This is a genomic window from Streptomyces nymphaeiformis, from assembly GCF_014203895.1.
Taxonomy (GTDB): domain Bacteria; phylum Actinomycetota; class Actinomycetes; order Streptomycetales; family Streptomycetaceae; genus Streptomyces; species Streptomyces nymphaeiformis.
In genome coordinates this window covers 89,283-110,391 of the sequence record NZ_JACHJY010000012.1, presented here as the reverse complement: position 1 = coordinate 110,391, position 21,109 = coordinate 89,283, and the positions used below count along the sequence as shown (strand labels likewise).

Here is a 21,109-nt window from a genome sequence, read left to right as displayed (position 1 = left end):
GATCCGGTCGTTCACCTGCCGAGGAGGGGCCGCCTGCCGGAGGGGCTTCCCTCGGGAGGGGCTACGGCTGTGCGTGCTCTTCGCCCGCGGCCTGCGCCGCCGCGTGCCGCTTGATCGCCGCGTCCCGCTTGCGCACGTACCAGATGCCGATCAGGCCGAGCCCCGCTCCGGCCAGGCAGGTCCAGATCCACGAGGTGATGCCCCGGTCGTCGAACCAGCCGTAGAAGGGGAGCTGTACGAGGAAGAGGACGAACCAGAGGATCGTTCCGTCGGTGATGGTGGCGACGACCGGCCCTTCGAGGGGCTCGGGTGCCTCGTGCTTCGGTGTCCACTTCGCCATGGGCTCAGTTTAGGCCGCCCGTTTTTGTGTCTACGCGCGGAGATAGACGCCCGCTCGTTCATGTGTTCATACTGAAACGGTTTGCCTCTGGCGGGTTCCACTCGTATGAACCGCCAAAAAAGGACTTTCTGAACCTCTGAAGAGGAACCCCATGAGCCCGACGGCCACCGCCAAGGCCACGCCCCAGGAGACTCCCCAGGACCAGGGTCCCGTCTCCGGTCTCGACCGCTACTTCAAGATCTCCGAGCGCGGCTCCACCGTCGCCCGCGAGATCCGTGGCGGTTTCGCCACCTTCTTCGCGATGGCCTACATCATCGTGCTGAACCCGATCATCCTCGGCAGCGCCAAGGACATGTACGGGCACCAGCTCGACAGCGGCCAGCTCGTCACCGCCACCGTCCTCACGGCGGCGTTCACGACGCTCCTCATGGGTGTCATCGGCAACGTGCCGATCGCCCTCGCCGCCGGCCTCGGCGTCAACACGGTCGTCGCGCTCCAGCTCGCGCCCAAGATGTCCTGGCCGGACGCCATGGGCATGGTCGTCCTCGCCGGCATCGTCGTGATGCTCCTCGTCGCCACCGGTCTGCGCGAGCGCGTCATGAACGCCGTCCCGGTCGGCCTGCGCAAGGGCATCGCGATCGGCATCGGCCTCTTCATCATGCTGATCGGCCTCGTCGACTCGGGCTTCGTCTCCCGCATCCCCGACGCCGCGCACACCACCGTCCCGCTCCAGCTCGGCGGCGACGGTCACCTCACCGGCTGGCCGGTCCTCGTCTTCATCCTGGGCACGCTCCTCACCCTCGCGCTGATCATCCGCAAGGTGCCGGGCGCGATCCTGATCTCGATCGTCGTCATGACGATCGTGGCCATGGTGATCAACGCGGTCGCGAAGGTCCCGTCCTGGGGCCTCACCACCCCGGAGTGGCCGGGCAACCCGGTCGCCTCGCCCGACTTCGGCCTGGTCGGCAAGGTCAGCCTCTTCGGCGGCTTCGACAAGGTCGGCGTCCTCACCGGCGTCCTGTTCGTCTTCACCGTGCTGCTGTCCTGCTTCTTCGACGCGATGGGCACGATCCTCGGCGTCGGCGACGAGGCCAAGCTGATCGACAAGGACGGCAACTTCCCCGGCATCAACAAGGTCCTCCTCGTCGACGGCCTGGCCGTCGCCTCCGGCGGTGCGACCTCCTCCTCGGCCACCACCTGCTTCGTGGAGTCCACGGCGGGCGTCGGCGAGGGTGCCCGTACGGGTCTCGCCTCGGTCGTGACCGGTGCGCTGTTCTCGGTGGCGCTGTTCCTCACGCCGCTCGCCACGATGGTCCCGTCGCAGGCGGCCACGCCCGCGCTGCTCGCGGTCGGCTTCCTGATCCTGGCCGGTTCGATCAAGGAGATCGACTGGGCCGACTACACCATCGCGGTGCCGGCGTTCCTGGCCATGCTGATGATGCCGTTCACGTACTCGATCACGAACGGCATCGGCATCGGCTTCATCTCGTTCAGCGTGCTGCGTCTGGCGGCCGGCCGGGGCCGTGAGGTCCCGGTGGCCATGTACGTCGTGTCGGCGGTCTTCGTCTTCTACTACGCGATGCCGGCGCTCGGCCTCACGTGATCGTCGGTCGCGGCTCCGCGTGAGCCGTAGAACTTCTCCGTCTCGTCGACGGCGGTCTTGAACCGCTCGTCGAAATCCTCGCGAATGAGCGTCCGGGCCACGTAGTCCTGGACGCTCATTCCTCTTTTCGCGGCGTGACTCCTGAGCCGGTCGAGCAGCTCACCGTCGATGCGCAGGCTGAGCACTGTCGATCCCATGCCGTTCAGGGTCGGGGCAGCCGGGGCCCCTTTGCGTCACTTTCTGGATCCGACTCACTCATTTGGGTGATACATGGATGCCGAAGCGTGACCTGTGGGCACCCGGTTGCCGCCCTCCATGCCCCCCTATGGGCCTTACGGGTGTGATCCGTGCGACGCCGGCGCGCCTCCGTTGGTATTTAGACAGAGTAATGAGTTAGCCTAATGAACATGCCTGACCTGTCCCACGGCACCGCCGACGACGCCGCCGCCGTGAACGAGCTCCGCTCCGCCGTCATGCGACTGGGCCGACGCCTCAAGCACCAGCGCGTCGACGAGTCGCTGAGCCCCACCGAGATGTCGGTGCTCGGCACCCTGTCGCTCTGCGGCTCCGCCACCCCCGGCGAGCTGGCGCGCAAGGAGCACGTCCAGCCGCCGTCGATGACCCGCATCGTCGCGCTGCTCGAAGCCAAGGGACTGGTCCGGCTGGAGCCGCACCCCGACGACCGCCGGCAGAAGGTGGTCAGCCAGACCGAGCAGGCCGAAGCCATGCTCGAGGAGTCCCGCCGCAAGCGGAACGCCTGGCTGGCCTCCCTCGCCGAGGGCCTGGACGAGGACGAGTGGGCCAAGCTGCGCGCGGCCGCCCCGGTCCTGGAGAAGCTCGCCCACCTGTAACCGATGCGCCAAGGAGGCGACGCACTTTGAGTACGGGACCCGGAGCAGACTCCGCACCCGTCCATCAACCCACCCTCGACACCCGCGGGCGGGGAGGAAGATTCTCCGGAAAACTCTTCGGAGACACCTTCTCCTCGCTCAGGATCCGGAACTACCGGCTGTTCTTCACCGGAGCGATCGTCTCCAACACCGGTACGTGGATGGCCCGGATCACCCAGGACTGGCTGGTCCTGAGCCTCACCGGCTCGGCCGCCGCCGTCGGCATCACGACGGCCCTGCAGTTCCTGCCGATGCTGCTCTTCGGGCTGTACGGCGGCGTCATCGCCGACCGCTACCCGAAGCGGCGCCTGCTCCTCGTCAGTCAGGCCGCCCTCGGCCTCTGCGGCCTCGCGCTCGCCGTCCTCACCCTCTCCGGCTCCGTCCAGGTCTGGCACGTCTACCTGATCGCCTTCCTCCTCGGCATGGTGACGGTCGTCGACAACCCGGCCCGGCAGACCTTCGTCTCCGAGATGGTCGGCCCGAAGCAGCTCCGCAACGCCGTCTCGCTGAACTCCGCGAACTTCCAGTCCGCGCGGCTCATCGGCCCCGCCGTCGCCGGTGTCCTCATCGCCGGAGTCGGCAGCGGCTGGGCCTTCCTCCTCAACGGCCTGTCCTTCCTCGCCCCGCTCGCGAGCCTCCTGCTGATGCGGACGAGCGAGCTCCACAAGGTGGAGCGCGCCCCGCGCGGCAAGGGCCAGCTGAGGGAGGGGCTGCGGTACGTCGCCGGGCGGCCGGACCTGATCTGGCCGATCGTCCTCGTCGGCTTCATCGGCACCTTCGGGTTCAACTTCCCGATCTGGCTCACCGCCTTCTCCGGCGACGTCTTTCACGTCGGCGCCGGCGCGTACGGCCTCCTCAACACCCTGATGGCGGCCGGCTCCCTCGTCGGCGCCCTCGCCGCCGCGCGCCGCGGCTCGACCCGGCTGCGGATGCTGGTGATCACGGCGGCCGTCTTCGGCGTCCTGGAGATCGCCGCGGCCCTGTCGCCGGCGTTCTGGCTGTTCGCACTGCTGCTCGTACCGATCGGCCTGCTCGGCCTCACGGTGAACATCACCGCGAACTCGGCCGTCCAGATGGCCACCGACCCCGCCATGCGGGGCCGGGTCATGAGCCTCTACATGATGGTCTTCGCCGGCGGAACGCCGATCGGGGCCCCGCTGCTCGGCTGGGTCACCGACACGTACGGCGCGCGCGTCGGCTTCGTCGCCGGCGGTGCGATCTCGCTCGCCGCGGCGGTCGTCGTGGGCCTGGTCCTGGCCCGGGTCGGCGGCCTCAAGGTCGCGATGCGCTGGCGCCGCGGGCACCCGCAGGTGCGGTTCGTGGCGCGCGAGCGGCTCGCCACCGCGGCGTAGCCCTCGGGCGGGCGGCGGCCCCGGGTGCGGGTACGTGGCCCTCGGGCGGGCGGCGGCCCCGGGTGCGGGTACGTGGCCCTCGGGCGGGCGGCGGCCCCGGGTGCGGGTACGCCGTGTGCCCGGGGCCGGGGCCTCCGCGGGGGAGGTGGTGTCCGGACTGCGTCTCACCGCGCTTCGCGCGAGTTCAAGACGCTCTTACGTCCGGACACCACCTCCCCCGCTCCGGCCCCGTCCCCTCCCGCCGTCGTCGTCAGAACCGCCGCTCCAGGACCTGCCCCGGCCAGTCGCCGACCACGAACTCCTCGGTGCGGGTGAAGCCCTGGCGTTCGTAGTACGCGATCAGGCGGCCCTCGCTGCCGGCGAAGCAGTCCACCCGGAGGAGGGACACCCCCTGCCGCCGGGTCTCCGCCTCGGCGTGGGCGAGGAGTGCCGCTCCCACCCCGTGGCCGTGGAAGCGCGCGTCCGTCGCCAGGAGGCGGACGTACACCTCCGGCTCGGTCGCGGGCTCGATGTACTGGCCGGGGTGCGGGGTCAGCGTCATCGTGCCCGCCGGGACGCCGTCGATCTCGACGATCCACGGGTCGCCCTCGGACATCGTCCGCTCGACCTGCTCCACCGCCTTCGGCCGCCCGGAGAACGACTCCGTGCCCCACTGGGCGGTGATCCCCTTGCCGTTGAGCCACACCACGGCGCTGTCGAGTATCGCGAGTATCGCGGGGAGGTCCTCCGCCCCGCCCTTCCGGATCTTCATCCGGCCGAGGGTAGCCGTACAACCTTCCGGCGGGATGGGGGGTCGTCACAGGCGTATCCATGGGGTTCGGGGAGGGAACACGCCTTGCGTACTGCTTCGTCACGCCGTGTCTCGATGTCGGTGGGGGCCGTCCTGGCGGTGGCCGCCGTGACGCCGTTCGTCGCGCCGGCGGCCACGGCCGCTCCCGCGCAGGCGGCGGTGGCGCCGGCCGCCGCGACCGTCACCGCGCCGGTCCGGGTGCCGTTCCTGGCGTCGGGCGGTGAGTTGATCAACGCCGGGAAGACCGGTTTCCTGTCGGAGGACGCCGACGGCCGGGCCCGTTGGACGCGCTACGCGGACGGGGTGTCCAAGGTCATCGACAAGCGCGCGGGCGATCACGTCCGGGGCGGCGGGCCCGGCTCGGACATCGTCGTGGTCGCGCACGAGGTGAACGAGGCCGGGGCCGAGGTGATCTACACCTCGACCGTGCGGGTGTACGACATGGCGACCGGCGCCGCGCCCGTCACCCTCGACCTGTCGGCGAGCCGGGACACCTTCGGGATGCTCAGCGGCGCCGTGGGGTCGACCCTCCTGGTCAGCGGCGATCAGAAGCTGAAGCTGGTCGACGTGACCGGCGGACGGCCGACCGTCCGCACGGTGGGCGACGGGTACAGGGAGCCCTTCTGGATGCCCGGCACCCTGTCCGGCACGGCGGTCGCGCTGACCTTCAACGAGTACTACCAGTACGACGCGCTCGTGGTCGTCGACGTGGCCGAGGGGCGGGAGACGGGCCGCTACCAGGCGGACCCGGCCACCCGTTGGGTGTCCGCCTCCTTCCTCTCGCCGACCCACGTGGCGTGGATGGAGCGCACCGGCGGCGAGCTGGTGCTCGCCACGGCCGTACGGGGGCAGAAGGAGGTCGTGCGGACCCCGCTCGGTCCCGGCGACTCGCAGGACGTCACCGGCGGACTGCTGGGCGACTGGTTCCTGTGGGGCGCCACCACCGGGAACGCCACCCCGTGGCACGCGTTCTCGGCCCGCTCCCTGAAGGACGGGTCGACGGTCAAGCTCCTCGACCACGCCGAGAGCGCCACCCAGGGCCCCGACGGCACCTTCCTCGTCCTCGGGACCACCGCCGCCCGCGGCGCGGGCGTCTACCGGGTCGCGCTCGGCGCGGACGGGCGGCCGTCGGCCGAGCTGATCGCCGCCACCGGCGAACCGAACGACGGCGCCGCTCCCCTGGCGTACGTCGGGGGAGCGCCGGTCACCGTCGACCTGGACGGCGTCGCCAAGGCCCGTCTGTCCTGGAAGTTCTCCACGACGCGGGCGGACCTCACCGTCGAGCTGAGGCGCAAGGGGTCGTGGGAGGACTCCCGGACGGTCGTGCGGCCCGCGTCCGGCACCGGGGCCCACCCCGACGGAACCCTCGGGTTCGACTGGACCGGCGAGCTGGGGGACTGGGACCCGAAGGCCGCCCCCAACGGCGCGTACGACTGGACGGTCACCGCCCGGCCGTGGAACGGGATGCCGTCGGTCACCACGTCCGGCACCCTCACCGTCACCCGCTCCCCCAAGCCGCACGACTTCGACGACGACGGGGCGCCGGACCTGGTCGCGCGGGACAAGGACGGCTATCTGGAGCAGATCGGCACGCGCTGGGACGACGCCACCGGGCGTCTCGTTCCCCGGCGGTACGGCACCAGCCGGCTGCGCGGCTGGAACGTCTACGACCGGGTGGAGGCCGCCGGTGACCTCGCCGGTTCGAACGCCGCCGACCTGGTCACCCGCGACCGGGACGGGGTCCTCTGGCTCCACCGCGGCACCGGCAGCGACACCCGTGTGGGCTACGAGTCCCGGGTGCGGATCGGCGGCGGGTGGAACACGTACACCCAGTTCACCGGCGGCAGCGATCTGACGGGCGACGGGCGGGCGGACCTGGTCGCCGTCGACAAGGTCGGTGACCTGTACCTGTACAAGTCGACCGGATCGGCGACGGCTCCCTTCGAGCCCCGGAAGAAGATCGGCTTCGGGTGGGGGATCTACAACCAGCTCACCGCCACCGGTCAGATCGGTGGCGGCGCGGCCGGTGACCTGGTGGCCCGCGACAAGGACGGGGTGCTCTGGCTGTACCTCGGCAAGGGCGACGGCACGTTCGCGCCGCGCACGCGGATCGGCGGCGGGTGGAACACGTACGCGGACGTCGTCGGCATCGGTGACGGCAACAAGGACGGCCGTCCCGACGTGTACGCCCGGACGGCGGCGGGTGCCGCGTACTTCTACGCCGGTACGGGTGACTGGAAGGCCCCGTTCAAGCCCCGTACGACGACCGGGGCCGGCACGGGGACGACCTGGGGCGGTGGGGCCGTCCAGCAGGTCTCCTGACCGGACCGACGGCTCCGTCTCCTGTCAGACTTTCCCCATGAGGCTCTTCGCCGCCGTCGTGCCGCCGTCGGAGCAGCTGGACCAGCTGGACGGGGTCGTCGCCCGGCTGCGCCGGCTGCCCGGTGCGGGCGGGATCCGCTGGACCTCGCGGCCCGGCTGGCACCTCACGCTCGCCTTCATGGGGGAGGTCGAGGAGGAGCTGCTGCCCGAGCTGCTGGTGCGGATGGAGCGGGCCGCGCACCGGACGGCGCCGTTCCCGCTGCGGCTGCACGGCGGCGGGCACTTCGGGCGGCGGGCCCTGTGGGCCGGGGTCGCCGGGGATCTGGACACGTTGCGGCTCCTCGCCGAGCGGTCGGACGCCGCCGCGCGCCGGGCCGGGGTCGCGATGGACGAGCACCGGCGCTACCAGGGGCACCTGACCGTCGGCCGGGCGCGGGAGGAGGGTCTTTCCCTTCGCCCGTTCGTGGACGAGCTCGCGTCCTTCGAGGGGCGGCGGTGGCAGGTGACCGAGCTGGCGCTCGTCCGGTCGAACCTGCCGGTGCGCGGGGTGCCGGGGGAGCGGCCCCGGTACGAGACGGTCGGCGCCTGGCCCCTTGAGGGGCGGGAGGGGCTCTCGGGTTAACCTCGACGGGTGGATCCGAAGACTCGAAACATGATCATGGCCGGCGCCCTCGTCCTGATGTTCGCGATCATCGCCGTGGCGTCGGTGGTCGGTCAGTAGCCGCTCGTACCCCCGGCGGCCTCTCGTACGCCCCGTCGGTCACCCGTACGTCCGCGCCTGCCACGCCGTGGGAAAGACCTTGCTTCGAGTGCGCTCGAAGCAGTTGGCTTGGCGGCCATGGAGTACACGCAGCTCGGACGCACCGGACTCAAGGTCAGCCGACTCGTCCTCGGGACGATGAACTTCGGACCGCAGACGGACGAAGCCACCAGTCACGCCATCATGGACACCGCCCTGGACGCGGGGCTCAACTTCTTCGACACCGCGAACGTCTACGGGTGGGCGGAGAACAAGGGGCGGACGGAGTCGATCATCGGCTCCTGGTTCGCCAAGGGCGACGGCCGTCGTGACCGTACGGTCCTCGCCACCAAGGTGTACGGGAACATGGGCCCGGACGGCGAGGCCTGGCCCAACCACGACAAGCTCTCGGCGCTCAACATCCGCAGGGCCGTCGAGGCCAGCCTCAAGCGGCTCGGTACCGACTACATCGACGTCTACCAGTTCCACCACGTCGACCGGGCCACTCCCTTCGAGGAGATCTGGCAGGCCGTCGACGTCCTCATCCAGCAGGGCAAGGTGCTCTACGCCGGGTCCTCCAACTTCCCCGGCTACAAGATCGCCCAGGCCAACGAGGCGGCCGCCCGGCGCGGCTCGGTCGGGCTCGTCAGCGAGCAGTGCCTCTACAACCTCTTCGAGCGGCGCGCCGAGATGGAGGTGATCCCGGCCGCGCAGGAGTACGGCCTCGGGGTCATCCCCTGGTCGCCGCTGCACGGCGGCCTCCTCGGCGGCGTCCTGAAGAAGGAGGCCGAGGGCAAGCGGCGTACGGAGGGGCGCGCGGCGGCCACGCTGGCCGACCCGGCGGCGCGGGCGAAGCTCCAGGCGTACGAGGACCTGCTCGACAAGCACGGCCTCCAGCCCGGCGAGACGGCTCTGGCGTGGCTGCTGACCCGGCCCGGCGTCACCGGTCCGATCGTCGGGCCCCGCACCCCCGAGCAGTTGGCGGGCGCGCTGCGTGCGCTGGAGCTCGAACTGAGCGAGGAGGTCCTCGCCGGGCTCGACGAGGTCTTCCCGGGGCCGGGGCCGTCTCCGGAGGCCTTCGCCTGGTGATCCCTTGGGGACGGCTCAGGGCGTGCCCAGCCAGCTCGTGGCGTCCAGGCGGAACGCCGTCTCCTCGGGGACGACGTTCCGCAGGGCCGCCTCCATGTCCCGGACGCGGTCCGCGCCGAGGGCGGCGATCCATTCCGCCCGCAGGTCGTCGAAGATCGCGGCGGAGCGGGCGAGGGCGTCGTACCCGCGCGGGGTGAGCCGGACGAGTTTGCGGCGGGCGTCGGCGGGGTCGTCGGCGCGCTCGGCGTAGCCGACGGCGAGCAGCCGGTCGACGGTCTTGCCGGCGGCCTGCTTGGAGACGCCGAGGCGCCGCCCGATGTCGCTCGCGGTGGCGCCGTGCACCCCGATGGCCTGCATGGCGAAGCCGTGGGCGGGGCGCATCTCGGGGTGGCCCTCGTCGGCGAGGCGGGCGTGGAGCCGGTCGATGAGGGTGCGGAAGCCGCCGAAGAGGAGCAGGGGGAGTTCGTACCCGGGCGTGTCGCGCACGGGTACCCCCTTGCCCATATCGACAACCTGGTTTACGTTTTCTCCAGCGACATGGTCAACCATGTTGTCCATTCTAGTCTCTCCGGGGGAATCGCCTTGTCCGCACCGCTCGACATGTCCGCCCGCACCGCCGCCGCCGTCGCCCTCCTCAAGGGGACCTCCCCGGAGACCCTCGACGGCTTCCTCAGGCTCAGCGCGATGTTCGAGTCCACCACCCTCGACCCGCACTCCCGCGAGACCGTCGTCCTGACCGTCGCCGAGCGCAACCAGTGCCACCTCTGCGTCGACATGCACGAGGCCAAGATGGCCGCCCTCGGGCCCGCCCCCGACGCCGAACGCCTCGTCGCGGTGCGGAAGTTCACGCTCCAGGTCCTCGCCTCCTCCGGCGCGGTCACCGACGAGGACCTCGCCGCCTTCGAGAAGGCCGGCTACACCCGCCGCAACGCCCTGGAGGTCGTCCTCGGCATCGGGGCGTACACGCTGTCGACGTTCGCCAACCGGCTCACACGAGCGGCCTGACCCCGTCCAACCCGCGCACCCCGTAGGGGCCGCCCAGGCCCCACGCCTGGTGCATCGCGTCGGCGAAGGCGGCGGCCAGCTTGTGCTCGCCGCTCGGGCCGGGGTGCGTGCCGTCGTAGGTGTCCGCTTCCAGGTCGTACGACTCCGGGATCGTCGCCAGGAGGAGGGGCGAGGCGGCCGTGTCCAGGTCGGCGACCGCCTTCGCCAGGAGCTCGTTGAAGCGGGCGCACTCGGCGGCGAACGGGGCGTCGTACCCGGCGCGGACGTTGGGGATGACCGGCAGGAGGACGGCCCTCACGTGCGGGTTCGCGGCCCGGGCCGCCGCCACGAACGCCCGGACGTTCTCCTCGGTCTGGTCGCTGTTCGTGTACCAGCCCAGGTCGATCAGGCCGAGGGAGATCAGCAGGACGTCCGCCCCCGTCGCCGTGACGGTCTCGCCGATCAACGGCGCCATGTGCAGCCAGCCCTCGCCCCAGCCGGCCAGGTGCCGGCGGGCGTCGGCGGGGAACGCGGGGTCGGCGTACGCCTCCGACGACGGCGCGTCCGTCGCGGGGTCGTACAGGGCGGAGCGGGGGCCGACGATCGCGTACCCGCCCGGAAGCGTGGCCTCCAGGTGCTCCCACATGCGGTGGCGCCAGGTCCAGTCGCCGGCGCGTCCGATGGTCATGCTGTCGCCGACGAACAGAAAACGCATGGTCACATCATCGCGGACGGTGTCCCGGAGCTGCGACGTGATCCGGGACACCAGCGACTACCGCAGGAAGGCGTCCACCGTCGTCGCGAGCCACTTCGCGTCGTCGTGCCACGGGAAGTGCCCCGCCCCCGCCAGGACCGCGAGCTCGGCCTCCGGGAACAGCTCCGCGTACGCCGTGGCCGTCGGCACCGGCGTGTTCGCGTCGCCCTCCCCGGCCACGACCAGCACCGGACGGCCGAACTCCGCGAACACCGCGCGCGTGGCCGCCGGTTCGAAGGCGCCCTCGCCGGCGTAGGCCCCCGCGGCCTCGCCGTTCCGCTGCCGGTGGCCCTCGGCGTGCCGCTCCCGGGCCGCCTCGTCCCAGGTCCCGTGGAAGAACGGCGCGATCGCCTGGAAGGCCTCCGCCGAACCGCGCCCCGCCGCCAGCTCCCCGAGCGCCGCGTACGCCGGACCGAACCACGGCTCCCGCTCCCGCCACGGCCGCCGCGCCGCCGCGAGCCGCTCCTCGCCGCTCGTGTCGAGCCCGACGGCCGCCGTGCCCGGGGTGAGGAGGACCAGACGGGCCACCCGCTCCGGGTACCGGGCCGTGTACAGCGCGGCCAGGTTGGCGCCCGCCGAGTGCCCGAGGAGGTCGACCGCGTCGAGCCCCAGGTGCACGCGCAGCGCCTCGACGTCCTCGACCTGCCGGTCGCAGCGGTACGAGGCCGGGTCCTCCGGCACCGCGGACTCGCCGGTGCCCCGCAGGTCGAGGCGGATCAGGGTGCGGTGGGCGTCGAGCCCGCCGAGGTCACCCAGATAGGCGGAGTCCTGCATGGGACCGCCGGGCAGACAGACCAGCGGGGCGCCGGAACCGGACGCGTGGTAGGCGAGGAGGGTGCCGTCGGGGGCGGGAAAGGTAGGCATGGGCGCGACCATGACAGCGGCCCAGGGGCAGGTCAAACGGGTTTCCGGCAGCGGGGGGGCTTGCGAGGCCCGTCGGCGGGGCCGGCCCGCGAGGCCCCGCCCGCCCCCGCCCGCCCCCGGCGCTGGTCGGCCGGGTTTCCGTGCCGTCGTGGCACGCTTGATCCATGCGATCTGCTCTGTGCGCCCTCGGCGCGGCCGCCGCCCTCGTGCTGCTCCCGGCCGGCCATGCCCGTGCCGAAGGGCAGGAACCCGACCGGGACTTCACGATCCAGGACCCCCGGATCACCGAGTCCAGCGGCCTCGCCGCGAGCCGCGCCCACCCCGGGATCTACTGGACGCACAACGACCAGGACGCACCCCTGATCTACGGCGTCGACTCCCGTACGGGAAAGACCGTCGCCACCCTCACCATGGCCGGCGTCGGCACCCCCCGTGACATGGAGGGGATCTCCGTCGGCCCGGACGGCGACATCTACGTCGGCGACATCGGCGACAACCTCGACGGCTCCTGGGACCACGTCTGGATCTACCGCTTCCCCGAGCCGGAGACCCTGAAGGACCAGACCGTCAAGGCGAAGCAGTACGTCGTGAAGTACGCCGACGGGGCCCGCAACGCCGAGGCCCTGATGGTCCATCCGAAGACCGGCCGGGTGTACATCGCGAGCAAGAACGAGGACGGCGGCGGCCTGTACGCGGGCCCCGAGCGGCTCTCCCCGTCCGGTACGAACGTCTTCCGGCGCGTCGGGAAGGTCCCCTGGGTGACGGACGGCGCGTTCTCGCCGGACGGCGACCGGCTCGTCCTGCGCGGCTACTTCACGGCCGAGGAGTACGCCTGGAAGGACGGCCGCCTCGGTGACGGCGGCACGGCGATCGGGGCCCCCTTCCAGGGCCAGGCGGAGTCCGTGACGTACACGCCGGACGGCTTGGCCTTCATGTTCGGCTCGGAGGGGAGGAACAGCCGGGTGGTGCGGGTCGATCGGGACGCGGAGCGCCCCTCGGACTCGCCGACCGCGCGGACGCCGGGCGCGCCGAAGGCCCCGGCGGCGCAGAACCAGGGGGACGGCCAGGGGAGCGCCACCACGGGCTTCCTCGTCCTCGCGGGCGCCACGGTCCTCGTGGTCGGCCTGAAGCGGCTGTTCCGCAAGGGGTAGCCGAAGGGACGCCGAAGGGCCCGGAGTCGGTCGTGTCCGACGCCGGGCCCTTCGTACGGCTTCCGGTTACAGCTGGCCGATGACGTAGTCGATGCAGGCCGTGAGGGCCCGCACGTCCGCCGGGTCGATCGCCGGGAACATCGCGATCCGCAGCTGGTTGCGGCCCAGCTTGCGGTACGGCTCGGTGTCCACGATGCCGTTGGCGCGCAGCACCTTGGCGACGGCGGCGGCGTCGACGTCGTCCGAGAAGTCGATCGTGCCGATGACCTGGGAGCGCTTGGCCGCGTCCGTGACGAACGGCGAGGCGTACTTGGACTCCTCGGCCCACGTGTAGAGGGCGTCCGAGGACTCCTTCGTCCGGGCCACGGCCCAGTCCAGACCGCCCTGGCCGTTGATCCACTTCAGCTGCTCGTTGAGCAGGAAGAGGGTCGAGAGCGCCGGGGTGTTGTACGTCTGGTTCTTCAGCGAGTTGTCGATCGCCGTGGGGAGGGAGAAGAACTCGGGGACGTGACGGCCCGAGTCGTGGATCTTCTGCGCGCGCTCCAGGGCGGCCGGGGAGAAGGCCGCGAGCCACAGGCCGCCCTCGGCGGCGAAGGACTTCTGCGGGGCGAAGTAGTAGACGTCCGTCTCGGTGATGTCGACCGGGAGGCCGCCCGCGCCGGAGGTCGCGTCGACCAGGACGAGCGCGCCCTCGTCGGCGCCCGCGACCCGCTTGATCGGGGCGGCGACACCGGTGGAGGTCTCGTTGTGCGTGTACGCGTAGACGTCGGCGCCCGCCTCGGCCACCGGCTCCGGGTGGGTGCCCGGGTCGGAGGAGATCACGGTCGGCTCGGCAAGCCAGGGGGCCAGCTTGGCGGCCTTCGCGAACTTGGAGGAGAACTCGCCGAAGGTGAGGTGCTGCGACTTGTTCTCGATGAGACCGTGGGTCGCGACGTCCCAGAAGGCGGTGGAGCCGCCGTTGCCCAGGATCACCTCGTAGCCCTCGGGCAGCGAGAAGAGGTCGGAGATGCCGGTACGTACCTCGCCGACCAGGTTCTTGACCGGAGCCTGGCGGTGGGACGTGCCGAGGAGGGAGGTGCCGGTGGCGGCCAGGGCGTCCAGCGCCTCCGTACGCACCTTGGAGGGGCCCGCGCCGAAACGGCCGTCGGCGGGCTTGATGTCAGCGGGAATCTGGATCTCAGCCACGAGGCGGAGAGTATCGGGTCGGGGAGGCGCCGGTCGCCGGATGTCCGCCCGATGAGACGAAACGTGGGACATCCTGGCGTTGTGGGAACACACGACGAAGACCCGTCCGGACTCGCCTCCGACCTGCGCGCGGCCGTCGCCGGAGACGTCGATTTCTCCGTCACCGCGAGGGCGCTCGCGACGATGGACGCCTCCAACTACCGCCGTGTACCGGCCGGTACGGTCGCGCCGCGCGACGCCGACGACCTCGCGGCCGTCCTGGAGGTGTGCCGCGCGCACGGCACCACGCCGGTGGTCGCGAGGGGTGCCGGGACCTCGATCGGAGGCCAGGCGACCGGCACCGGCGTCGTGCTCGACCTCACACGGCACATGGGCGGGATCGTCTCCCTGGACCCCTCGTCACGCACCGCCGTCGTCCGGCCGGGCCTCGTCCTGGACCGGTTGCGGGAGGCCGCCCGGCCGTACGGGCTGACCTTCGGCCCCGACCCGTCCACGCACAGTCGCTGCACCCTCGGCGGCATGATCGGCAACAACGCCTGCGGGGCGCACTCGGTCGCGTGGGGCACCACGGCGGACAACGTGCGCTCGCTGGACGTGGTGACGTACCGGGGCGAGAAGTTGACGTTGGGGAGGGGCGGGGAGGGCGCCCCGGCGGGTCTGCTGGATCTCGTCGAGCGGAATTTGGCCCTCCTCCGTACGGGCTACCCGGCCGGGCTCCCGCGCCGGATCTCCGGGTACGCCCTCGACGCGCTGCTCCCCGAGCGGGGCGTCGACGTGGCCCGCTCCTTCTGCGGCAGCGAGGGCACGCTCGGGGTGGTGACGGAGGCGACGGTCGCGCTCGTCCCGCTGCCGGCCGAGCCGGTGCTCGTCGTCCTCGGCTACGCGGACGAGAGCGCGGCGGCGGACGCCGCGGCGGGACTCCTTCCGTACGGGCCGCTGACCGTGGAGGGCATGGCGGCAGACTTGGTGCGGGGTGGCGCGGAGGGGCTGCCGAAGGGCGGGGCGTGGCTGTTCTGCGAGGTCGACGGCGACGACGCGGCCCGTGAGCTGGTCGGGGCGGCGGACGCGGTCGACGCGGCCGTGGTGCGGGAGGCGGCCGGGCAGCGGGCGCTGTGGCGGATCCGGGAGGACGCGGCGGGGACGGCGACCCGGCTGCCGGGGGGCGGGGACGCCTGGCCGGGGTGGGAGGACTGCGCGGTGCCGCCGGCGCGGCTCGGCGCGTACCTCCGTGAATTCCGGTCGCTGCTGGCCGAGTTCGGCCTCCGGGGGATCCCGTACGGGCACTTCGGGGACGGGTGCGTGCACGTGCGGATCGATTTCGACTGGTGGAGCGGGGAGGGCGTACGGGACTTCCGGCGGTTCTCGGAGGCGGTCGCGGACCTCGTGGTCGCCCACGGGGGATCCCTGTCGGGGGAGCACGGCGACGGGCAGGCGCGGGCCGAGCTGCTGCCGAGGATGTACGGGGAGGAACTGGTCGGCCTCTTCGGCGCGGTGAAGGACGTGTGGGACCCGGACGGGGGACTCAACCCGGGGATGCTGGTGCGGCCGCGGCGACTGGACGAGGGGCTGCGGTTCGAGGGGCTGCTGCCGGTGGAGGGGGTGGGGAGGTCCGCCGCCAGGTGCGTGGGTGTGGCCAAGTGCCGGGTGGAGGGCCCGAGTTCGGGGCCGGGGGTGATGTGCCCCTCGTACCGGGCGACGGGGGAGGAGAAGCACTCCACCCGGGGGCGGGCGCGGCTCCTGCACGAGATGGCGCTCGGTGAGGTCATCACGGACGGCTGGCGCTCGGAGGAGGTGCGGGAGGCGCTCGACCTGTGCCTGTCGTGCAAGGGCTGCCGGAGCGACTGCCCGGTGGGCGTCGACATGGCCGCGTACAAGGCGGAGTTCCTCGACCGGCACTACGCGGGCCCGGGGGGTCTGTGGCGTCGGCCCCGCTCGCACTGGACGATGGGCCGCCTGCCGGGATGGCTGGCGCACTTCGGGCGGGGGCTGAACGCGGCGATGCGGCTGCCGTTCGCGGCGCGTCTCGCGGGGGTGACGCCCGAGCGGGCGATGCCGAGGGTCGCGGAACGGTCCTTCGCGTACTGGTTCGCCCAGCGCGCCTCGACCCGGCCGTCGTCGCTCACCCTGTGGCCGGACACGTTCACGAACTTCCTGGCGCCGGAGGTGGGCGAGGCGGCGGTCCGCGTCCTGGAGGACGCGGGCCTGGGGGTGGACCTGCCGCCGGGGCGGGTCTGCTGCGGGCTGACGTACGTGTCGACGGGGCAGCTGGGGGCGGCGCGGAAGGTGATGCGGAGGACGTTGGACGTGATGGGGGAGGGGACGGGCCCGGTGGTCGTCCTGGAGCCCTCCTGCGCGGCGACCCTCCGCACGGACCTGCCGGAGCTGCTGCCGGATGACCCCCGTGCGGCGCGTCTCGCGGGGGCGGTCCGCACCTTCGCGGAGGCCCTGGAGGAGCTGGCCCCCGACTGGACCCCGCCCCGCCTCGACCGCCCGGTCACCGGCCAGACCCACTGCCACCAGCACGCGGTCCTGGGCGACGCGGCGGACCGCCGCCTCCGCGAACGGGCGGGCCTGAGGGGCGACCTGGCGGGCGGCTGCTGCGGCCTGGCGGGCGACTTCGGCTTCGAACCGGGCCACTACGAGGTCTCGGTCGCCATCGCGGAGGACCAGCTCCTGCCGGCGTTGAGGGCTGCCGGGGACGCGGTGGTCCTGGCGGACGGCTTCTCGTGCAGGACCCAGATCGGCGACCTGACGGACTCGCGGGGACGGCACGTGGCGGAGGTGCTGGCGGAGGGGTTGGAGGAGGGGCTGGGCCCGCCGGCGCCCTGACGCGAAGGGGGCGAAGGCTCCGTGCGGAGTCCTCGCCCCGGGGTGGCGGTCAGGCGGATTCGACCGGGAGGCCCGCCTCGACCCAGTCCTGGATGCCCTCGCGGTACTTGCGGACGTTCGTGTAGCCGAGGGCGGCGAGGCGGTCGGCGACCTGTCCGCTGTTGGGGCACGCCGGGTTCGAGCAGTACGTGACGATCGCGGCGTCCAGGTCGGGGAACAGGGCGGGCGCCTGGGCGTCGACGTCGGCCGGGACGAGGGCGAGGGCGCCGGGGAGGTACTGGTCGTAGTACTCGCCGCCGTGGCGGCCGACCACGTCGCGGCGCTCCTGCCGGAGCTGGGCGAGGCGCGCATGCGCGCCGGCCTGCTGCGCCTCGCCCGGTCGTCGGCCCGCTGATCACCGCCTCACGCGTCGGGCACGGGCGTGGCCTGGTGGTAGTACATCCGCCAGCCGGACGCGTCATCCGGCTTCCGCCAGATCGAGCTCCTCCGGGCCCGCCTGCCGTCGAGGACGGTCTCGAACGTCAGGTGCACGACCCCCGGCGCGAGGACGGTGCCGGTCATCCCCGTGGGGACGTACTGCGGGCCCTCGTCGGCCGCACCCTGCATGACCGGCATCGACGAGAGCATCGACTGCCGGTCCCACCTGCGCCCCGAGGCGCCCACCTCCGTGAAATCCGGATCGAGGAGCGCGTCCGACAAGGTCACGGACGACCGCACGGCCGGGCTCAGCAACTGCAACTCCCGCCGGATGACCTCGGCCACGATGTCTTCGCTGTTCATGTCCATCGGAGCATCCTGCCCGAGTCCCTTCGGAGCGAGGGTCGTCGGCGCGTTCCCGGAGTGCGGTACGAGTTCCGGCCCGGCTTAGGGTGCCGGGATGAGTACCCCCGCCCCCGTACCCGTCTCCACCTGCTCCTGCTGCGGCGACGCACTCACCGACGAGCGGCGGATCGACATCCGCTTCGGTCTGCCCGACGCCGTCCTCGGCGTCCCCGAGAGCGCCCGGCGGACGCCCGGGCCGGACGCGCTGCTGAGTGTGGACGGGGTGGGGGCCTTCGTGCGGTGTCTGCTGCCGCTGCGGCTCGGCGGGGACACCGAGCTCGTCCTCGGGGCCTGGCTGGAGGTCGACGAGGAGACCTTCCGGCATGCCGCCGAGGTCTGGTACGACGAGGCCGCCTACCCGGAGCTCGTCGTGCGCGGGCGGCTCGCGAACAAGGTCAAGCCGTGGGGTGCCGAGGTGCTCGGTGCGGAGATGACCGGGCGGATCTCCGACCCCGGGGAGCTTCCGTACCTCGTGGAGGGGCACGGGCCGACGGCCGTACGCCTGCTCGGGGAGGTCTGGGACCGGGACCACGTCCTCGGCCGGTTCCCGGTGCCGCTGCCCGTCGCCGTCCGTACCGACCTCGGCGAAGGATGGTCGGTGGAGCGTACGGCGGGGCTCTCGGCGCGGTACGCCGACGGGACCGACCGGTTCACCGGATCCGATCGGAGCGTGGCCCTGACCTTCTTCCAGGACGATCAGGCCGGCGGTCGCACCGCCGAGGAGTTCCTCGCCGCGCTCCGTGAGGGCGCGCCGGAGGTTCCGGACGCGCAGCAGTACGCCGAAAGCCCGGCGGCGGGCGGCGGCGTACGGCATGCCTTCTGGACCACGCCGGAGGACACCGGGCGCCCGTGGTTCGACCTCACCGGGTACGCGGTGGAGCCGGACGGTTCGGCCGTCGGGCTGTACTGCTCGCACGAGGCGGCGGAGGCGCGCCCCTGGGCCCTGCACGTCTGGCGTTCCCTGCGGAGGGAAGCCGGAGCCGTCACCCCCCGCTGACGATCTCCCGCGCCATCGCCACGAGCGCCTCCGTCGCCGGGTGCGGGAAGGCGTCCCGCCAGGCGAGGAGCACCGGGAGCGGGGGTGCGTCCGGGAGGGGGCGGTAGGTGACGCCCGGGTGGGGGTGGAGGGCGGCCGTGGAGGCGGAGGAGACGCCGATGCCCCGGCCGGCGGCGATCGCCGTGAGCCAGTCGTCGGTGTTGGCGACGGTGAGGGTGGCCGCGGGGCGGGCCGTCGCCGGCCAGAGGGCCAGGGTGGTCGTGCCCGAGACCGTGTTGAGGACGACCGTCTCGGCCGCGAGGTCGTCGAGGGCGATCCGGGGGCGGTCGGCGAGCGGGCTGTCGGCCGGGAGCGCGGCGACCCGCTCCTCGGTGGTGAGTTCCGCCGTGACGAGGCCGGGTGCCTCCACGGTCCCGCGCAGCAGCGCCGCGTCGACCTCGCCGCGGGCGAGGCCGGCGGTGCGGTCGTCGATGCGGAGGAGTTCCAGCGGGGTCTCGGGGTGGGCGCGCTGCCAGCGCCGGAGCAGGGGGGTGGTGTACGGGCCGAAGGCCGACCAGGCGTGTCCGAGGCGCAGGGGGCGGTGGCGCAGGCGCGCCGGGTCGACGGCGGCCTCGAAGGCGGCGAGTGCGGCGGCGGCCCGGTCCTGGAAGGCGCGGCCTTCGGCGGTGAGCGCGAGGTGGTGGGTGGAGCGGTCGACGAGCCGGGCGCCGAGGTGCTGTTCCAGGGCGGCGAGCGTGCGGGAGACGGCGGGCTGGGTGAGGTGGAGCCGGGCTGCCGCCCTGGTGAGGCTGGACTCCTCGGCGATGGCGAGGAAGCAGCGGAGGTGGCGTAGCTCGATGCTCATGCGTCCGGAGCATAACCGCAGCACAATCGGCATTTCCGGCGCCGCGCGGGGGCTCGTAGCGTGGGAGGGGATAGGCGGGATGTCCGGGTGTGGACCCAGCGGGGGGTGCATTATTCTGGACTGGGGGTCCAGTTCATTGAACCAGTGTGGGTGAAGGAGTCGTCGGTGGACAGTCCGGTCAAGGAGGCGGCCCCGGCAGTGGCCGCGGCTCCCGTGGTGGCGCCGAAGGCGGCCGGTCATCGGCTCGGGCCCGTCGCACTCGTCGTCGCCGGCGGGCTCTCCGTGCAGTTCGGCTCGGCCGTCGCCGTCCTGCTCATGCCCCGCGCGGGCGCGCTCGGGGTCGTCACCCTGCGGCTCGTGCTCGCCGCCGCCGTCCTGCTGATCGTCTGCCGGCCCAAGGTCCGCGGCTACGGCCGCGCCGACTGGGGGACGATCGTCGCCTTCGGCACCGCCATGGCCGGCATGAACATCCTCTTCTACCAGGCCGTCGACCGGATCCCGCTGGGCGCCGCCGTGACCCTGGAGGTCCTCGGCCCGCTCGTCCTCTCCGTGGTCGCCTCGCGCCGGCTGGTGAACCTCCTGTGGGCCGGGCTCGCCCTCGGCGGCGTCGTCCTCCTCGGGGGCGGCGGCTTCGACCGCCTGGATCCGGCCGGTGCGGCCTTCGCGCTGGCGGCGGGCGCCATGTGGGCCACGTACATCGTCTTCAGCGCGCGTACGGGCCGCCGTTTCCCGCAGGCGGACGGGCTCGCGCTCGCCATGGCCTTCGGCGCGGTGCTCAGCCTGCCGTTCGGCATCGCGGAGGCGGGCGACAAGCTCCTCGTGCCGTCGACGATCGGCCTGGGCCTCGCCGTCGCGCTGATGTCCTCGGTCCTCCCGTACACCCTCGAACTCCTCGCCCTGCGCCGGCTGCCCGCGCCGACGTTCGCGATCCTGATGAGCCTGGAACCGGCCATCGCGGCGACGGCCGGCTTCCTGGTCCTCGGCCAGGCCCTCTCGCTGACCGACGCGGCCGCGATCGCCCTCGTGATCGCGGCGAGCATGGGCGCGGTCCGCACGCAGTCCCGCCGGGCCCGGGCCGAGTAGAAGCGGCCGGCCGCCTCCTCGTTCAGGCCGAGGCCGCTTCAGGGCGGGGGTGTCAGTGCGTCGAGACCTGGAGGCAGGCCACGTCGTACTGGGACACGGAGTGGGGGTTGACGGAGTTCTGCGGCTGTTCGCCGGCGTAGCGGGTCCCGGCGACGCCGTCGGGGTTGAAGGCGGAACCGGGGGCCGACTGGGACTGACCCGGGCGGACGGGCTGCTCTTCGCAGGACTGGTTGGGCTGTCCGGCGAAGGCGGGGCCCGCGGCGATGCCCGCGGTGCCCGCCGCGAGGGCGACGGAGGCCACCGCGAGAGCCGCACGCTTCAGCGGATGCATGACCACTTCTCCTTCCGCGGAGTGCCTGTCATGGGTACGTGCGCGGGGAGGGGATGGATTGTGCGGGCGACCGCCGTCCGGGCGGGTGCGGGGCGCCGGGCCGGGTGACCTCGGCGCCGCGCGCCTCGACGCGGCTCCGG

22 protein-coding genes are annotated in these 21,109 nt (G+C 72.7%); 11 read left to right on the top strand and 11 right to left on the bottom strand.

Annotation, left to right across the window (positions count from 1 at the left end; translation table 11 throughout):
* Positions 1 to 61: 61 nt before the first annotated feature.
* Complete coding sequence (locus GGE06_RS35250) at positions 62 to 340, bottom strand: DUF2530 domain-containing protein (protein WP_184932701.1); 279 nt, start codon at positions 338 to 340, stop codon at positions 62 to 64.
* 151 nt (positions 341 to 491) lie between these two features.
* Here GGE06_RS35250 and GGE06_RS35245 point away from each other — a divergent pair, with 151 nt between their 5' ends.
* Positions 492 to 1,943: an NCS2 family permease gene (locus tag GGE06_RS35245; protein WP_116159562.1), complete on the top strand. Its 1,452-nt coding sequence runs from the start codon at positions 492 to 494 to the stop codon at positions 1,941 to 1,943.
* Here GGE06_RS35245 and GGE06_RS35240 read toward each other — a convergent pair.
* Positions 1,913 to 2,140, bottom strand: a complete 228-nt coding sequence (locus GGE06_RS35240; protein WP_116159561.1) for a ribbon-helix-helix protein, CopG family — start codon at positions 2,138 to 2,140, stop codon at positions 1,913 to 1,915. The two genes, GGE06_RS35245 and GGE06_RS35240, sit on opposite strands and share 31 nt — an antisense overlap.
* Positions 2,141 to 2,350: 210 nt before the next feature.
* On the opposite strand from GGE06_RS35240, the gene GGE06_RS35235 reads away from it, so the two are divergent.
* Together GGE06_RS35235 and GGE06_RS35230 are read left to right on the top strand one after the other, a co-directional pair.
* Complete coding sequence (locus tag GGE06_RS35235) at positions 2,351 to 2,794, top strand: MarR family winged helix-turn-helix transcriptional regulator (protein WP_116165386.1); 444 nt, start codon at positions 2,351 to 2,353, stop codon at positions 2,792 to 2,794.
* A 26-nt stretch (positions 2,795 to 2,820) separates the two neighbouring features.
* Positions 2,821 to 4,185, top strand: a complete 1,365-nt coding sequence (locus GGE06_RS35230) for an MFS transporter (protein ID WP_116159560.1) — start codon at positions 2,821 to 2,823, stop codon at positions 4,183 to 4,185.
* Between the two features lie 250 nt (positions 4,186 to 4,435).
* Here GGE06_RS35230 and GGE06_RS35225 read toward each other — a convergent pair whose 3' ends face one another.
* Positions 4,436 to 4,936: a GNAT family N-acetyltransferase gene (locus GGE06_RS35225; RefSeq protein ID WP_116159559.1), complete on the bottom strand. Its 501-nt coding sequence runs from the start codon at positions 4,934 to 4,936 to the stop codon at positions 4,436 to 4,438.
* Positions 4,937 to 5,020: 84 nt separating this feature from the next.
* Here GGE06_RS35225 and GGE06_RS35220 point away from each other — a divergent pair, with 84 nt between their 5' ends.
* From GGE06_RS35220 to GGE06_RS35210, 3 genes are all read left to right on the top strand, one after another.
* Entirely contained in the window at positions 5,021 to 7,297 is a 2,277-nt protein-coding gene (locus tag GGE06_RS35220) for an FG-GAP repeat domain-containing protein (RefSeq protein WP_184932700.1), read from the top strand.
* Between the two features lie 37 nt (positions 7,298 to 7,334).
* Positions 7,335 to 7,919 (top strand): RNA 2',3'-cyclic phosphodiesterase, encoded by a 585-nt coding sequence (gene thpR, locus GGE06_RS35215; protein ID WP_184932699.1) that lies wholly within the window; start codon positions 7,335 to 7,337, stop codon positions 7,917 to 7,919.
* 216 nt (positions 7,920 to 8,135) lie between these two features.
* Entirely contained in the window at positions 8,136 to 9,125 is a 990-nt protein-coding gene (locus GGE06_RS35210; RefSeq protein ID WP_116159554.1) for an aldo/keto reductase, read from the top strand.
* A 15-nt stretch (positions 9,126 to 9,140) separates the two neighbouring features.
* Here GGE06_RS35210 and GGE06_RS35205 read toward each other — a convergent pair whose 3' ends face one another.
* The gene (locus GGE06_RS35205; protein ID WP_220378533.1) at positions 9,141 to 9,674 is read right to left on the bottom strand and encodes a MarR family winged helix-turn-helix transcriptional regulator; all 534 of its coding nucleotides are present in this window, start codon (positions 9,672 to 9,674) and stop codon (positions 9,141 to 9,143) included.
* A gap of 51 nt (positions 9,675 to 9,725) precedes the next feature.
* On the opposite strand from GGE06_RS35205, the gene GGE06_RS35200 reads away from it, so the two are divergent.
* Positions 9,726 to 10,130 carry a carboxymuconolactone decarboxylase family protein gene (locus GGE06_RS35200; RefSeq protein ID WP_184932767.1) on the top strand — a complete coding sequence of 135 codons (405 nt, stop codon included), beginning with the start codon at positions 9,726 to 9,728 and terminating at the stop codon, positions 10,128 to 10,130.
* Here GGE06_RS35200 and GGE06_RS35195 read toward each other — a convergent pair.
* Positions 10,114 to 10,824, bottom strand: coding sequence for a GDSL-type esterase/lipase family protein (locus GGE06_RS35195; protein ID WP_116165384.1), 711 nt, complete (start codon positions 10,822 to 10,824; stop codon positions 10,114 to 10,116). The genes GGE06_RS35200 and GGE06_RS35195 overlap by 17 nt on opposite strands.
* A 57-nt stretch (positions 10,825 to 10,881) precedes the next feature.
* Positions 10,882 to 11,727, bottom strand: a complete 846-nt coding sequence (locus tag GGE06_RS35190; protein ID WP_116165383.1) for an alpha/beta fold hydrolase — start codon at positions 11,725 to 11,727, stop codon at positions 10,882 to 10,884.
* 164 nt (positions 11,728 to 11,891) lie between these two features.
* Here GGE06_RS35190 and GGE06_RS35185 point away from each other — a divergent pair, with 164 nt between their 5' ends.
* Positions 11,892 to 12,878, top strand: a complete 987-nt coding sequence (locus GGE06_RS35185; protein WP_184932698.1) for a WD40 repeat domain-containing protein — start codon at positions 11,892 to 11,894, stop codon at positions 12,876 to 12,878.
* Between the two features lie 66 nt (positions 12,879 to 12,944).
* Here the strand turns inward: GGE06_RS35185 and serC are convergent, their stop codons facing one another.
* Positions 12,945 to 14,063 carry a phosphoserine transaminase gene (gene serC / locus GGE06_RS35180; protein ID WP_184932697.1) on the bottom strand — a complete coding sequence of 373 codons (1,119 nt, stop codon included), beginning with the start codon at positions 14,061 to 14,063 and terminating at the stop codon, positions 12,945 to 12,947.
* A 51-nt stretch (positions 14,064 to 14,114) separates the two neighbouring features.
* Between serC and GGE06_RS35175 the strand changes: the two genes are divergently transcribed.
* Positions 14,115 to 16,892: an FAD-binding and (Fe-S)-binding domain-containing protein gene (locus tag GGE06_RS35175; RefSeq protein ID WP_184932696.1), complete on the top strand. Its 2,778-nt coding sequence runs from the start codon at positions 14,115 to 14,117 to the stop codon at positions 16,890 to 16,892.
* Between the two features lie 49 nt (positions 16,893 to 16,941).
* Here GGE06_RS35175 and GGE06_RS35170 read toward each other — a convergent pair whose 3' ends face one another.
* Positions 16,942 to 17,205 (bottom strand): rhodanese-like domain-containing protein, encoded by a 264-nt coding sequence (locus tag GGE06_RS35170; RefSeq protein ID WP_116159549.1) that lies wholly within the window; start codon positions 17,203 to 17,205, stop codon positions 16,942 to 16,944.
* 89 nt (positions 17,206 to 17,294) lie between these two features.
* Positions 17,295 to 17,678 carry a nuclear transport factor 2 family protein gene (locus GGE06_RS35160; RefSeq protein ID WP_184932695.1) on the bottom strand — a complete coding sequence of 128 codons (384 nt, stop codon included), beginning with the start codon at positions 17,676 to 17,678 and terminating at the stop codon, positions 17,295 to 17,297.
* A 91-nt stretch (positions 17,679 to 17,769) separates the two neighbouring features.
* Here GGE06_RS35160 and GGE06_RS35155 point away from each other — a divergent pair, with 91 nt between their 5' ends.
* Positions 17,770 to 18,711 carry a DUF2199 domain-containing protein gene (locus GGE06_RS35155; RefSeq protein WP_184932694.1) on the top strand — a complete coding sequence of 314 codons (942 nt, stop codon included), beginning with the start codon at positions 17,770 to 17,772 and terminating at the stop codon, positions 18,709 to 18,711.
* Here GGE06_RS35155 and GGE06_RS35150 read toward each other — a convergent pair.
* Entirely contained in the window at positions 18,698 to 19,555 is an 858-nt protein-coding gene (locus GGE06_RS35150) for a LysR family transcriptional regulator (RefSeq protein WP_116159546.1), read from the bottom strand. The genes GGE06_RS35155 and GGE06_RS35150 overlap by 14 nt on opposite strands.
* 198 nt (positions 19,556 to 19,753) lie before the next feature.
* Between GGE06_RS35150 and GGE06_RS35145 the strand changes: the two genes are divergently transcribed.
* The gene (locus GGE06_RS35145) at positions 19,754 to 20,638 is read left to right on the top strand and encodes an EamA family transporter (RefSeq protein ID WP_312883421.1); all 885 of its coding nucleotides are present in this window, start codon (positions 19,754 to 19,756) and stop codon (positions 20,636 to 20,638) included.
* A gap of 52 nt (positions 20,639 to 20,690) precedes the next feature.
* Here GGE06_RS35145 and GGE06_RS35140 read toward each other — a convergent pair whose 3' ends face one another.
* Positions 20,691 to 20,969: an adenylate cyclase gene (locus tag GGE06_RS35140; RefSeq protein WP_181924553.1), complete on the bottom strand. Its 279-nt coding sequence runs from the start codon at positions 20,967 to 20,969 to the stop codon at positions 20,691 to 20,693.
* Between the last annotated feature and the right edge of the window lie 140 nt (positions 20,970 to 21,109).

Coding starts and splice junctions, on each gene's coding strand:
- GGE06_RS35190 (WP_116165383.1), bottom strand. CDS start 11,727: ATGCCTACCTTTCCCGCCCCCGACGGCACCCTCCTCGCCTACCACGCG.
- GGE06_RS35150 (WP_116159546.1), bottom strand. CDS start 19,555: ATGAGCATCGAGCTACGCCACCTCCGCTGCTTCCTCGCCATCGCCGAG.
- GGE06_RS35195 (WP_116165384.1), bottom strand. CDS start 10,824: ATGCGTTTTCTGTTCGTCGGCGACAGCATGACCATCGGACGCGCCGGC.
- GGE06_RS35200 (WP_184932767.1), top strand. CDS start 9,726: ATGTCCGCCCGCACCGCCGCCGCCGTCGCCCTCCTCAAGGGGACCTCC.
- GGE06_RS35140 (WP_181924553.1), bottom strand. CDS start 20,969: ATGCATCCGCTGAAGCGTGCGGCTCTCGCGGTGGCCTCCGTCGCCCTC.
- GGE06_RS35235 (WP_116165386.1), top strand. CDS start 2,351: ATGCCTGACCTGTCCCACGGCACCGCCGACGACGCCGCCGCCGTGAAC.
- GGE06_RS35205 (WP_220378533.1), bottom strand. CDS start 9,674: ATGGTTGACCATGTCGCTGGAGAAAACGTAAACCAGGTTGTCGATATG.
- GGE06_RS35160 (WP_184932695.1), bottom strand. CDS start 17,678: ATGGACATGAACAGCGAAGACATCGTGGCCGAGGTCATCCGGCGGGAG.
- GGE06_RS35155 (WP_184932694.1), top strand. CDS start 17,770: ATGAGTACCCCCGCCCCCGTACCCGTCTCCACCTGCTCCTGCTGCGGC.
- GGE06_RS35240 (WP_116159561.1), bottom strand. CDS start 2,140: ATGGGATCGACAGTGCTCAGCCTGCGCATCGACGGTGAGCTGCTCGAC.
- GGE06_RS35245 (WP_116159562.1), top strand. CDS start 492: ATGAGCCCGACGGCCACCGCCAAGGCCACGCCCCAGGAGACTCCCCAG.
- GGE06_RS35250 (WP_184932701.1), bottom strand. CDS start 340: ATGGCGAAGTGGACACCGAAGCACGAGGCACCCGAGCCCCTCGAAGGG.
- GGE06_RS35175 (WP_184932696.1), top strand. CDS start 14,115: ATGAGACGAAACGTGGGACATCCTGGCGTTGTGGGAACACACGACGAA.
- GGE06_RS35225 (WP_116159559.1), bottom strand. CDS start 4,936: ATGAAGATCCGGAAGGGCGGGGCGGAGGACCTCCCCGCGATACTCGCG.
- GGE06_RS35185 (WP_184932698.1), top strand. CDS start 11,892: ATGCGATCTGCTCTGTGCGCCCTCGGCGCGGCCGCCGCCCTCGTGCTG.
- thpR (WP_184932699.1), top strand. CDS start 7,335: ATGAGGCTCTTCGCCGCCGTCGTGCCGCCGTCGGAGCAGCTGGACCAG.
- GGE06_RS35210 (WP_116159554.1), top strand. CDS start 8,136: ATGGAGTACACGCAGCTCGGACGCACCGGACTCAAGGTCAGCCGACTC.